This window comes from Citrobacter freundii complex sp. 2024EL-00216, assembly GCF_043945515.1.
GTDB classification, from domain to species: domain Bacteria; phylum Pseudomonadota; class Gammaproteobacteria; order Enterobacterales; family Enterobacteriaceae; genus Citrobacter; species Citrobacter portucalensis.
Map to the genome: position 1 here is coordinate 156777 of NZ_JBIMRA010000009.1, position 12427 is coordinate 169203.

A 12427-nucleotide genomic window follows, 5' to 3' on the forward strand; every position below is an offset into this window, starting at 1 on the left:
TTTAAAGTGACTTTTCCTGTTCGGAAGTGGCATTACCGTAGTCGTCAATTGCGCTCCACCGAACAGACTTAGCGTTCCCACCCGGTAGGGAATAGATCATTTTTGAATAGGGTGAAATCATCATAGACACAGCAGAAAGCGTATCTTTCGGCGGCTTTACCTCTTTGCCGTCAACGGTCATATTATGCAAAGAAATATAGTATGCCGTCGGGTTATCCACAGCCAAACGTCCACCTGAAACCGAAAATATCAGGCTTTTGTATGCTTCTTGCGCGTCGCTTTTATTTAATCCCTTTGGTCGCCATATCAGCTTAATACGACTGCGGGTAGCCAATTGTAGCTTACTTTGTTGTACTAACACTTTAGGCGTCGCTTCGATAGACTTGATATTAGCCCAAAAAATTTGTTCACGATCTTTTGTCAGGATGCCATTTTTATCGACTGAGATAAAATGCAGGATATTTGTCTGTCCGCCAATAAGTTTAAATAACGGAGGAGTAATAATAAGAGGAGGCTTACTTTTATCATTCTTATCGAAGTTATCAACCCATGCCTGAACAAGCTGATTTCCATTACCCGTATTTTTTACCGTTGCCTGAACTTCATCTACATCTCCAGGATAAATAATACGCGTATTGCTAATTTGCACCCCCGCCGAAGCAGCGTTTTGAAAAAGAATGAATATTGCTGAAAACAGCAAACCAGAAATGTTGAGATTCATCATTCATCCCTTATGGCTAAATCTCGAAAAGAATTACAGGACATACCCTGATTATCCTATGGCATATCCTGTCTGGACTTACATCACTCCCACTCTACATCCCTTATGGATAGTAAATGGTATAGGTTGTGGTTGCGGCAAACTCGCCGCCTTTGATACTCGCCGGATCAACGGTTGCCACAACTTTTGATGTGAAGTTAAACGTCAGGTCATTTTCTTCGCTTGCCCCGGTCGTTTGAGCAAAAGCAGAGTTCGCTTCGTCGTTAAAAACGACTTTATCATTGCTGGCATCAGCGCCATAAACCACAATACCAACACCGGTATCAACGCCGCCAGTAAGCGCTTTCAGCTGCGTATTTTCCGTTGCGGTATCACCTGCAAAGGTCAGGTTTACCACAGTATTTGCCGGGCACTTAGTCAATTTAATTGCAAATGGCTGAACCTGAGACGCTTCTTCGCCAATACCAGCAAAGGCGTTCGTCCCCAGCGGGGTAAAGGGTACCTGAACATCTTCGCTGTCTGTATCAACCTGGCAAGGTGGGTTAATAATAGTACCGGTAAAAGTGACGGTGCCCTGGTCATCAGTTAAGTCTGCCGCATGCGCAACATTGATAGCCGCAACAAGCAACAAAGAGGCAGAAAGGAGTACTTTCTTTTTCATGTGAAATTTCCCTATAATAAATTTTATTATCTTTCGAATGCTGCCTCTGAAATTTCCGCCAAAGACTTTTGCATATAAAAATCCCAAACAGTCCTCAGAAGAGGTCCGAAAGATAGAATCTTATGCGTTCTAACCCAATGGATATTGTGGTCGGCATATATAATATAATATGATTTTTATTTCATCAATAGCACAAAGACAAAAAACAATACCATTATAAAACAGTAAGTTAAAATAAATTAATCGCACAAAGAAAAACAATATTTAAATAATATATAGCTATGCGCTTTATATATAAAAAATAAATCACTATTGATTCATATACGCTATGAATACAATAATCCATTCCCAACCAGAAATCGCCCATCAATAAATTATTATTTTAGTGTGTTTTATATATTGAAAAGACTACAATTCCGAGTCCGTATGTTATCGGCATCTAACATGCAAATAATTGCTTTCAAGAATAATTGCAATCGTTCGTTCAGACTTCACAAATATGATAGCATTAGCCCTACTTAGCTGTTGTTGCTGTGTATGACAGGTGGTATGAAAAAAGTCATTTTCTCTTTAGCCCTGGGGACGTTTGGGCTGGGCATGGCCGAGTTTGGCATCATGGGTGTACTCACCGAATTGGCGCGGGACGTGGGAATTTCCATTCCTGCCGCTGGCCATATGATTTCGTTTTACGCCTTTGGCGTGGTGCTTGGCGCGCCCATTATTGCACTCTTTTCCAGCCGCTTTTCGCTCAAGCATATTCTGCTATTTCTGGTCACGCTGTGTGTGATTGGCAACGCCATTTTCACCCTCTCCTCCTCGTATTTTATGCTGGCGGTGGGCAGGCTGGTTTCAGGCTTCCCGCACGGCGCATTTTTTGGCGTTGGCGCAATTATCCTGTCGAAGCTCGCCCGCCCGGGAAAAGTCACCGCCGCCGTTGCGGGCATGATTTCGGGTATGACCGTTGCCAATCTGGTTGGCATTCCCGTCGGCACCTGGCTGAGTCAGGAATTTAGCTGGCGCTATACGTTCCTGCTGATTGCCGTCTTTAATATCGCCGTGATGGTCTCGGTCGCTTTTTGGGTACCCAACATCAGCGATGAAGCAAAAGGAAACCTGCGCGAACAATTTCACTTTTTGAAAAGCCCCGCCCCGTGGCTCATTTTCTCCGCCACCATGTTTGGTAACGCCGGGGTTTTCGCCTGGTTCAGCTATGTCAAACCATACATGATGTTCATCTCCGGCTTTTCCGAAGCGCTGATGACCTTCATCATGATGCTGGTAGGATTAGGAATGGTGTTGGGAAATCTGCTGAGCGGTCGGCTGTCTGGTCGCTATACGCCGCTGCGCATTGCGGTGATAACCGACTTCGTGATTGTGCTGGCTCTGCTGTTACTCTTTGCCTTTGGTGGGATCAAAGCCACGTCGCTGACCTTCGCCTTTATTTGCTGCGCGGGCCTGTTTGCCCTGTCGGCACCGCTGCAAATTTTATTGCTGCAAAATGCTAAAGGAGGGGAGCTGCTGGGTGCGGCTGGCGGGCAAATTGCCTTTAACCTCGGCAGCGCGATTGGCGCCTACAGCGGTGGCATGATGCTGACGCTGGGCTTTGCCTACAACTACGTGACGCTGCCGGCGGCACTGCTGTCGTTTTCTGCGATGTCGTCACTGTTGCTGTACGGTCGCCTGAAGCGCGCAGTACCCCAGATGACACACGCTGCCGGATAGCATCTGCGCTACCCGGCTACGCGAACCTTACTCCTGCGGCCACAGCCAGGCCGCACCGCGTACACCGCTGGAATCCCCGTGTAGCGCCTTGCGTAGAGGCGTTTCGCATTCGCCGCCAAAGACAAACTGCTTAATCAACGTCGGAACGTTTTGATACAATCGGTCGACATTGCTCATTCCGCCCCCCAGCACAATGACGTCCGGATCGAGAATATTCACCACATGTGCCAGTGATTTCGCCAGACGACGCTCATAGCGGCTCAACGCCTGCTCCGCAAGAGCATCCTGCGCAGTAACAAGACTGATAATTTCATTGCCTTTGAGCTGCTTACCGCTCAGACGCTGGTAGTCGGTGGCAAAGCCGGTCCCGGAAATGAAGGTTTCAATGCAGCCTTGTTTACCGCAATAACAGGGGACTTCCTGTCGGAAACGCAGCTCATCTTCGTCCATCCATGGCAGCGGATTATGCCCCCACTCGCCCGCGGTACCGTTACCGCCCGTGTGCGCCCGACCATTCAGTGCCACGCCTGCGCCACATCCAGTGCCGATAATCACCGCAAACACGGTTTGCGCCCCGGCCGCCGCACCATCCACCGCTTCTGAAACCGCCAGACAGTTGGCATCATTTGCCAACCGCACTTCACGATTCAGACGCGAACTCAGGTCTTTGTCAAAAGGTTGTCCGTTAAGCCAGGTCGAGTTGGCATTCTTTACCACCCCGGTGTAAGGCGAGATTGAACCTGGAATGCCCATTCCCACGGTTCCCGTCTGTCTGGTGGCGTTTTCCGCCATCTCCACCAGCGTGGCGATGGTTTCTATCGTTTGCCGATAATCATCACGCGGCGTGGGCAGGCGATGGCGAAAAAGCTGCTCACCCGCATCGCCAAGCGCAATAACTTCCGTTTTCGTACCGCCCAAATCGATACCTATACGCACTGTTTGCTCCTCTTCCCGATTAACAATGCAAGCATAGCGACAATTCGCTATCATGCCCGCTGGATTTAACGACAAGGCCGTGGAAATTATCATGCTGTGGTTCAAAAATTTAATGGTTTACCGTCTTAGCCGCGATGTTTCTTTGCGAGCCGAAGAGATGGAAAAACAGCTGGCATCAATGACGTTCACCCCTTGCGGTAGCCAGGATATGGCAAAAATGGGCTGGGTTCCGCCGATGGGATCGCACAGCGATGCATTAACGCATACCGCCAATGGCCAAATTATTATCTGCGCCCGCAAAGAAGAAAAAATTCTGCCGTCGCCGGTTATCAAACAGGCGCTGGAAGCCAAAATATTCAAACTGGAAGCTGAGCAAGGTCGCAAACTTAAGAAGACCGAAAAAGACTCGCTGAAAGATGAAGTTCTGCACTCATTGCTGCCGCGCGCCTTTAGCCGCTTCAGCCAGACAATGATGTGGATCGATACCGTCAACGATCTGATCATGGTTGATTGTGCGAGCGCGAAAAAAGCCGAAGATACGCTGGCGCTGCTGCGTAAGAGTCTCGGTTCGCTGCCGGTCGTTCCGCTGACGATGGAAAACCCTATTGAGCTGACGCTGACCGAATGGGTTCGCTCCGGCACCACGGCGCAGGGCTTCCAACTGCTGGATGAAGCTGAACTGAAAGCGATCCTTGAAGACGGCGGTGTGATCCGCGCGAAAAAGCAGGATCTGGTCTGCGACGAAATCGCCGTGCATATCGAAGCGGGCAAACTGGTCACTAAGCTGGCCCTCGACTGGCAGCAGCGCATTCAGTTCGTTATGTGTGACGACGGCTCCATTAAGCGCCTGAAGTTCAGCGACGAGCTGCGCGATCAGAATGAAGATATCGACCGCGAAGATTATGCTCAGCGTTTTGATGCCGATTTCATCCTGATGACAGGCGAACTGGCGGCGCTGATTAAAAGTCTGGTGGAAGGATTAGGCGGCGAAGCGCAACGTTAAGCCGTGTTTAGCGAATGGCGACTCAATATCGCCATTCGTCATTTTTACGCTTACAGGTAACGGCAAAGATAGGATGTTGGCTCTGCTACCTGCAGATGAAACTCGCTGTTGCCCGGTACGTTAAACACGTCTCCTGCGGCATACACTTTCCACTCGGTTTCCCCTGGCAGCAGCACGTTCAGTGCGCCACTAACTACCGTCATCTCTTCAGGTGCCGCAGTACCAAAGGTATATTCACCTTCAGCCATCACGCCTACACTGGCGCGGCCAGTACTGCTGCTGGTAAAACCGATCGATTTTACTTTGCCGGAAAAGTATTCATTACTTTGAAGCATACAACTGGCCCTATCTCGTGATTAAGTTAGGAACCAATATAGGGGGCTGACGTTCCACCTGTCACGCAAAATTACGCCAGCAATTCCGAAGCCAGTCGGGCAATCAACACATTGGACAGCAGAACCGGGACATCCAGCGACTTTTGCAGTAAATCACGATGACGTTGATGAAACCCCAAGCAGTCCAGCATAAGAACATCAGCACCTTGCTCAAGGAGATATTTCCCGGCATCAATCAGCTGTTGTTCAGAACCTTCTACTGGATTCGCCACGGCGTACACTGGCGGAGTTTGTAACACCTGCCACTTTTGTGTCTGGGCTTTGAGCAATTCAGCAACAGGTACAATGACCCCAACCTGATGCCCTTCAACAATCGAAGCCACTAACGGGGGAATAATGCGTATAGGTTCCAACAAGATACTATTGCGGGCGGTCAGACGGGTAATTGAGGCGGTACTCATCAGCAGGATCACATCAAATCCCTGATTATCGAGAACCTCCACAATGCTTTGCAGCGAGCGTTCCACTTTTTGACGTGAGACATGAGCAAGTTGGTGGTCGCTAAGCAGCGTTAATAACAGCTCGTCACCGGGTGAAGCTCCGTACTCAGCCATCACATCTTCTCGCTGCATCTGCCCCAGCAGACTGTGGTGAGTAATGTGCTGTTCATCAATATATTCCGTCAGGAGCGGTAACATCTCACACATCGGCACAACGCCAATCGTGAGGATAGCCAACGACGTACTCATTTGTTGCTCCACCGTCTTCTTACTTTGCTGTGAAATCCCGGATAAGTGCCGGGCGCTGACCTGTGCTACAAATGCTCAAAAGCGTAGCAGTAGATCGGCGGTGTATTGTGTAAAGATTCCAGATCATTCCAGTACTGGATTGTTATTGTTTAATTTTCAATTTTTACTGTATACGGCGAAATTTAAAATAATGTGATGTACGCCCGGACTGGCACTTTTAAGACTCGTGCCAGAGCGGTCTTCATATCAGGTTTTATCGGGGTCTTCGTAGCGTTTTTTAGCATCCATCGCTTCCTGAGCTGAAGGATGCTCACTGATCAACGAATTCGGTTTAGGGTGATCGGCACGAAGTTGATACCAGGTTACCGTCTGGCCTGGCGTCCCTTTTTCAACCGTAACAATCATCGCTTGACGTGGGTAAGGTGGTTGTGTCGGCATAGTTCTTCCTTTTCACTGGATGAACATTAAGTATAGACACCGCCCTGCAACCGTGGCGCTGCCTGCGCCAGTATCCCAAGAATGTCTTCCACTACCTGCGAAGGCGGATTGGTGGCATCAACGATATAGTGCGCAGCCTCACGATACAGAACATCACGCTGGGCGAGCACTTCCTGAACCTCTTCGGTCAACGGTTTGCCGGTTAGAGTCGGTCGTAATCCTTCTTCAGGCGTGGCCTCCAGACGATCAACCAGTACCGATACCGGTGCGCTTAGATAGATAACCACGCCGTGGCTGCGCATGTAATGACGATTAAATTCGGTAAGAATGATACCGCCGCCGGTCGCAACAACCGTGGCAGGAGCGGTGACAGCCTGCAGAGCGGTCGTTTCCTGGGCACGAAACCCTTCCCATCCTTCTCTTTCGACGATTTCCGCCACGGTCATTTGCACGTGCGATTGCAACCAGCGATCGGTATCAACGAACTGGAAATCAATAGCCTTTGCCAGCGCCATACCGGTTGTCGTCTTACCACACCCCCGGGGGCCAACAAGAAAAAGAGGTTGCGTCATCACAGAATTTCCCCAGAGAGCCGCCAACAAGCGGGATCTGATGCGGTTAAAAATATAATCATATCATCAAACTAGTACATCGCCAAAACTGTAAAGAAAAAATTACAGAAGGAATGGTGAGATGAGTTAACCCCTACTATAACAAGAATTCACAATGAATAAAGTGTAAATAATAAATTACACACCCTATTTTCTACGCTGAACTTCCAGCCACCACTTATCCAGTTCAGCCGCAAAATGCTGTCTGTCGCGGGGCGAAAGGCTGTCCGGCCCCCCGGTCTGGATACCGCTGGTTCGCAGTGTATCCATAAAATCACGCATCATCAGACGCTCGCGGATCGTGGCTTCGGTATAGCGTTCGCCGCGCGGGTTAAGCGCCGCCGCACCTTTTTCAATCACTTCAGCCGCCAGCGGAATATCTGCCGTTATCACTAAATCACCGGCGCTGCACTGACGCACAATCTCGTTATCAGCCACTTCAAAGCCCGCAGGCACACGTAATGTGTTGATGAAACGCGAAGGCGGGACGCGCAGGCTTTGGTTGGCCACCAAAACAAGCGGCATTTGCATGCGCTCAGAGGCGCGGTACAAAATGTCTTTAATCACATTCGGACACGCATCGGCATCCACCCATATTGTCATAACTTCTCCCCACTGGTGTGCTGTCGCACATTGTCGCGTGCTTTTACTTTCAGGCAAAGTGCTGTTTCTCCTTCTGAACATATTCATTCCGCGCTAAGCTTAGCTTTCCCAGATTTACCCTAAATAATTCGGGTTGCAGGCAGGCGGCAAGAGAATGAGTCCGGATGAGCTTACTCTGGTAAGTGATTCGGGTGAGCGAACGCAGCCAACGCACATGCAACTTGAAGTATGACGGGTATAAAACAATGAATATCATCCATAGGGAGTGACAAGATGGACAAGAAAATTGGTTTTATCGGCTGCGGTAATATGGGCAAAGCCATTCTTGGCGGCATGATCGCCAGCGGTCAGGTTCTCCCCGGACAAATCTGGGTCTACACCCCTTCCCCCGATAAGGTCGCCGCGCTGCACGACCAGTACGGCATTAATGCGGCGCAGTCTGCACAAGAAGTCGCGCAGATCGCTGATATTGTTTTTGGGGCCGTAAAACCAGGCATCATGATTAAGGTGCTGAGCGAAATTACCTCCAGCCTGAACAAAGATTCCCTTGTCGTCTCGATTGCCGCCGGTGTTACCCTCGATCAACTTGCCCGCGCGCTGGGTCATGACCGTAAAATCATTCGCGCGATGCCAAACACGCCATCGCTGGTGAACGCCGGAATGACCTCCGTCACGCCAAACGCCTTAGTCACGCCGGAAGATACGGCCGACGTGCTCAATATCTTCCGCTGCTTTGGCGAAGCTGAAGTCATTGCGGAGGCAATGATTCATCCGGTCGTTGGCGTCAGCGGTTCAGCACCGGCCTATGTATTTATGTTTATCGAAGCGATGGCAGATGCCGCCGTTCAGGGGGGGATGCCCCGCGCACAGGCTTATAAATTTGCAGCACAAGCGGTAATGGGTTCGGCGAAGATGGTTCTGGAAACGGGTAAACATCCTGGCGAATTGAAGGATATGGTGTGCTCGCCAGGTGGAACCACCATTGAGGCGGTACGCGTCCTGGAAGAACGCGGTTTCCGTTCATCGGTGATTGAAGCGATGATTAAGTGCATGGAGCAGTCGGAAAAACTCAGCCGCTCCTGAGTTAACACCGCCGGACGTCAGGCCGCCGCTTCAGTGCGGTTACGTCCGGAATTCTTTGCTTTGTAGAGAGCCATATCTGCTGATTTTAACCATTCTCGATAGTGTTCAGTTTCAGACGTCAGCGGCGCAACGCCCACGCTAATGCGCAGGTCAACCTGCGGCGCGCAAGATAAACGCAGTTGGGTAAGCCGTTCGTGAACACGAGACATCGCTGCAATCGCGCTGCTCGCAGACGTGCCACACATGATTACCGCAAACTCATCACCGCCAAAGCGACCAATCACATCGCTACCGCGTAAGGTCATCTGTAACTGGCGGGTCAGTGCAACAATGGCCTGATCCCCAACGTCATGGCCCCAGGTATCATTGATACTCTTAAAATGGTCGATATCGATGATAAGGAGCGTGGCATCACGTTGATGGCGGCGGCAATTATCAAATTCATTCCGCAGCAACAGTTCCCAATGACGTCGGTTATAAACCCCGGTCATCCCATCTCGCGTACTCATAACCTGTAAGCGACGTTTATGTTCTGCCAGCCTGATGAGCGTCTGGTAACTCACCCAGGCAAACAGCAACGGGTAAACCACTAACACCGGCAGCGACAGCAGCACACTCAGTTGCGTACTGCTAAAAGCCACGGGAATATCCGTTAACTGTAACGTCACCAGGCAGGAAACCACCATCAACACGGCGCCTGCGATGAAGACACGCATACCCCCTGCGCCCATCAGGTTGATACAGATAATCATCAACAGCGCCGTGGATGGCAGCAAGTTTATCCCCATAATCCCCATCCACATCCCGGCGAGAATGGCATCGGTTTTTAAGTTGGTATATTCGCTATGCAGTGGATCGATAGCTTTACTTGCCAATTGCCATGCCAGATGCGGCCAGACAAACGCCCATCCCACCAGCAAAAGCCACCAGCCTCCGGTTATTGGCTGAGAAACTAATACCGACGCGATAGGGAAAAACATTCCCCCCAGTCCCACCGCTCGCGGCAGCCTGATTCGTCGGGCAAATCGCAGACCGGAACGTTGGTGGTCATTTTGATGAAGCAATATAAATGCTTCATTCGGGACGACCTTCTTTTGATAAAAGTTTTCATCATTCATCGTATTTGGGAATATTCTGAAACAAATTTCCCAAATTATAGGAAGGGGTCTGGTGGCGGAAGTATGATATTTCGGGTGAGCGATTTTACCTGCTCACCCGGAAGTGCTAAGCAGATTTTTTCAGGCAAGCGCTCATAAACTTATTACGATCATCGCCTTTCAGAGACTGTTCCGTCGCCTTGACGTTGCATTCACGCATTTTCTGTTGCTGCGGCGTCAGGCTCTTTTCCTCAGGCGCAGATTTACTGTTTTTCAGGCAATCACTCATATAGGTCTTACGCGCATCCCCTTTTAAGGTCTGCGCCGTGGCCTGCTGATTGCAGGTGGTCATACGCTGTTGTTGCGGGGTTAACGTCTTCTCGGCAGCACCGACGGTAGTTAAAAAAATCAGACCAAAAAGTAACGTCATTAATAATGTAATTTTCATAGCACCATCCTTTTCTGAACGACGACACACAGGTAAGTTTGGCTGCTAACGATAAAAAAACCACCCGACGGCAAAAGTATTGCCGCCGGGTATCAGCTTATTTCAGTCCTAACGCCGCTTTCATGGTGTAAAACAGATCGGTTTGATCGGTCAGGCCAACCACATTCGCCGCATGAGGGCCATAGGCTGCAATACGCAGTTGGCTGCCGGTGTGCTCCTGGGACTCTTCTTCAGAGTTGCCATAGCTAATGACCATCACCGCGCCATCTTTAGTGTTCAGCGCCTGCGTCAAACCTGGTGCTTTGGTATCCGGTGCGACAATCTGGCTGGCATGCGCGTGGTCAGCGGTTACCACAACCAGGGTGTTGCCATCTTTCTTCGCAAAGGCAAGTGCACGCTGCACCGCTTCATCCAGATCGACCGTTTCACCAATTTGTCCACACGGGTTAGCGGCATGATCTTGTTTGTCGATTGACGCGCCTTCTACTTGCAGGAAGAAACCTTTCTCATTTTTGCTTAACAGCTCAATCGCTTTATCCGTCATCTGCGCCAGCGTTGGCACGCTGTCGTTACGTTTTGGATTTGGCGTACAGGTCACTACCGGCTTATCCAGGTTGCCGTGATAAGACGCTTTCGGCCCTTCCCAACGCACTGGCATATTACAGTCTGAGAACAGACCCAACAGCGGTTTATCCTGATTCGCTTCGCTAACAGCCGCCAGCGTCGCGGCATCACTCACCATCTGGTAACCACGGGCCTGGGCTTGTTCTCGCAGCGTTTTACCCTGCCACTCACCTGCCGTAGCGGTTTCAGTAAAAGTCTTTGCTCCGCCGCCTAACGTAACATCCGCACGAGCATTCAATAATTGTTCGGTAATTGACCCTTTACCGCCTTTTTCCAGCGCGTTCGTCGGGCATTTTTCAGCCGTCACGCTCGGACCATAGCATTTACGCGAAGTGACATGGGCAACCAGTGCGGCCGGCGTGGCATCCTGCAATTCAGCCGTGGAAACGTTGCCTGTCGCCAGACCTGCCGCTTTGGCCATTTCCAGAATCGTGGTGTGATCTTTTTCATGAATATCCACACCCAGCGCCCCGTTATAGGTCTTCACGCCGGTTGTCCATGCTGTCGCAGATGCTGCTGAATCTGTCACATAATCGGGCTTGCCCGTTTTCTTATCCAACGCATAATGTGTGTATTGTCCGGTCAACGGTAAAGCATCAATACCTTTAAAAAAGCCGCCCGCGCCTTCAGCATAATTTCGCGCTGCCGTTATTTCGGAGTCGCCCATCCCATCGCCAATCAGTAAAATTATATTTTTGGCCGGTTTATCGTTCAGGGATTCGCGCAGAGCTGCCGTTTGATCGGCAGACAATCGGCGAGCGCCACCCGGCGTGGTGATATCTCCCTGAGCAGCACGATTATCCATAACCGCTACAGTAGATGTTTCTGCATTAATAACCGGGGTAAACAGCAAAGGTAACAGGGCAATAGCCAGAGCGCTTTGTTTCACTTTATATTCTCCATGTATAAATACGGTAAAATTAAAACAAAGCGACTATAAGTATTTGATGTGACACTTTTATGATAATTTGTGGTTACCCCACCACAGATGGATCACAACGCTTTTGGTACGCACTCGCCAGCATTATGTATGTTCGTCAGAAACGCGGGCATGTGGTTTCCGCCAGCCAGCGCCCCCTCAATTTGACGAATAAATATTTGCCGATCGTTCCACGCCATATTGCGCAGCATTTCGATGATTACCCGCTCTAACGTTTCGACCTGTGCCGCCAGATCTTGCGATTCTTCTTCTTTTTGCGCGAGCTTAAGTAACAACTCAGTGACGAGGTTTTTCATTTGCCTATTCCCTTAACAAAATATGGGTCACGTTATCATTAAGGCTCACGACTGCCTAGAGGATGAAAGTTGTATTTTTATAAGGAATAAAACGATTTGCGAAAACAATCACAACACAAAATAAGGGCAAATGCGTCTGGATGCAGAATGATACAATATA

General features: G+C 49.8%; 15 protein-coding genes. 3 read left to right on the top strand and 12 right to left on the bottom strand.

The features are described 5' to 3' along the window. Nucleotide 1: 1 nt before the first annotated feature. Complete coding sequence (locus ACHHZ7_RS14105) at nucleotides 2-724, bottom strand: molecular chaperone (RefSeq protein ID WP_225623065.1); 723 nt, start codon at nucleotides 722-724, stop codon at nucleotides 2-4. A 100-nt stretch (nucleotides 725-824) separates the two neighbouring features. Beyond that, complete coding sequence (locus ACHHZ7_RS14110) at nucleotides 825-1382, bottom strand: fimbrial protein (RefSeq protein ID WP_079934862.1); 558 nt, start codon at nucleotides 1380-1382, stop codon at nucleotides 825-827. 549 nt (nucleotides 1383-1931) lie between these two features. Between ACHHZ7_RS14110 and araJ the strand changes: the two genes are divergently transcribed. Further along, nucleotides 1932-3104 carry an MFS transporter AraJ gene (araJ, locus tag ACHHZ7_RS14115; RefSeq protein ID WP_060682672.1) on the top strand — a complete coding sequence of 391 codons (1173 nt, stop codon included), beginning with the start codon at nucleotides 1932-1934 and terminating at the stop codon, nucleotides 3102-3104. A gap of 27 nt (nucleotides 3105-3131) precedes the next feature. Here the strand turns inward: araJ and mak are convergent, their stop codons facing one another. Then, a complete protein-coding gene (gene mak, locus ACHHZ7_RS14120; RefSeq protein WP_060682673.1) occupies nucleotides 3132-4040 on the bottom strand; it encodes a fructokinase in 909 nt (302 codons plus the stop codon). Nucleotides 4041-4131: 91 nt separating this feature from the next. Here mak and rdgC point away from each other — a divergent pair, with 91 nt between their 5' ends. Continuing rightward, a complete protein-coding gene (gene rdgC / locus ACHHZ7_RS14125; RefSeq protein ID WP_003021479.1) occupies nucleotides 4132-5043 on the top strand; it encodes a recombination-associated protein RdgC in 912 nt (303 codons plus the stop codon). 50 nt (nucleotides 5044-5093) lie between these two features. Here the strand turns inward: rdgC and ppnP are convergent, their stop codons facing one another. The 5 genes from ppnP to ACHHZ7_RS14150 all read right to left on the bottom strand — a co-directional run bounded on the left by ppnP (nucleotide 5094) and on the right by ACHHZ7_RS14150 (nucleotide 7779). Next, nucleotides 5094-5378, bottom strand: a complete 285-nt coding sequence (ppnP, locus tag ACHHZ7_RS14130; protein WP_003021477.1) for a pyrimidine/purine nucleoside phosphorylase — start codon at nucleotides 5376-5378, stop codon at nucleotides 5094-5096. Nucleotides 5379-5449: 71 nt separating this feature from the next. Continuing rightward, nucleotides 5450-6127 carry an AroM family protein gene (locus tag ACHHZ7_RS14135; protein WP_003830963.1) on the bottom strand — a complete coding sequence of 226 codons (678 nt, stop codon included), beginning with the start codon at nucleotides 6125-6127 and terminating at the stop codon, nucleotides 5450-5452. Nucleotides 6128-6373: 246 nt separating this feature from the next. Beyond that, nucleotides 6374-6565, bottom strand: coding sequence for a protein YaiA (yaiA, locus tag ACHHZ7_RS14140; RefSeq protein WP_060682674.1), 192 nt, complete (start codon nucleotides 6563-6565; stop codon nucleotides 6374-6376). Between the two features lie 26 nt (nucleotides 6566-6591). Next, on the bottom strand, nucleotides 6592-7137 hold the full coding sequence (gene aroL / locus ACHHZ7_RS14145; protein ID WP_008783910.1) for a shikimate kinase AroL: 546 nt from the start codon (nucleotides 7135-7137) through the stop codon (nucleotides 6592-6594). A gap of 186 nt (nucleotides 7138-7323) precedes the next feature. Further along, nucleotides 7324-7779: a YaiI/YqxD family protein gene (locus ACHHZ7_RS14150; protein WP_395149123.1), complete on the bottom strand. Its 456-nt coding sequence runs from the start codon at nucleotides 7777-7779 to the stop codon at nucleotides 7324-7326. 273 nt (nucleotides 7780-8052) lie between these two features. Here ACHHZ7_RS14150 and proC point away from each other — a divergent pair, with 273 nt between their 5' ends. Then, nucleotides 8053-8862, top strand: a complete 810-nt coding sequence (gene proC / locus ACHHZ7_RS14155) for a pyrroline-5-carboxylate reductase (RefSeq protein ID WP_003021462.1) — start codon at nucleotides 8053-8055, stop codon at nucleotides 8860-8862. Between the two features lie 17 nt (nucleotides 8863-8879). On the opposite strand, the gene adrA is transcribed toward proC, so the two are convergent. From adrA to ACHHZ7_RS14175, 4 genes are all read right to left on the bottom strand, one after another. Then, on the bottom strand, nucleotides 8880-9995 hold the full coding sequence (adrA, locus tag ACHHZ7_RS14160) for a diguanylate cyclase AdrA (protein ID WP_123969718.1): 1116 nt from the start codon (nucleotides 9993-9995) through the stop codon (nucleotides 8880-8882). A gap of 91 nt (nucleotides 9996-10086) precedes the next feature. Continuing rightward, nucleotides 10087-10407, bottom strand: coding sequence for a phosphate starvation-inducible protein PsiF (gene psiF, locus ACHHZ7_RS14165; protein ID WP_003830956.1), 321 nt, complete (start codon nucleotides 10405-10407; stop codon nucleotides 10087-10089). A gap of 97 nt (nucleotides 10408-10504) precedes the next feature. After that, nucleotides 10505-11920 (bottom strand): alkaline phosphatase, encoded by a 1416-nt coding sequence (phoA, locus tag ACHHZ7_RS14170; RefSeq protein ID WP_395149124.1) that lies wholly within the window; start codon nucleotides 11918-11920, stop codon nucleotides 10505-10507. A gap of 104 nt (nucleotides 11921-12024) precedes the next feature. Further along, the gene (locus ACHHZ7_RS14175) at nucleotides 12025-12267 is read right to left on the bottom strand and encodes a sigma-S stabilization anti-adapter protein IraP (RefSeq protein WP_048235990.1); all 243 of its coding nucleotides are present in this window, start codon (nucleotides 12265-12267) and stop codon (nucleotides 12025-12027) included. Between the last annotated feature and the right edge of the window lie 160 nt (nucleotides 12268-12427).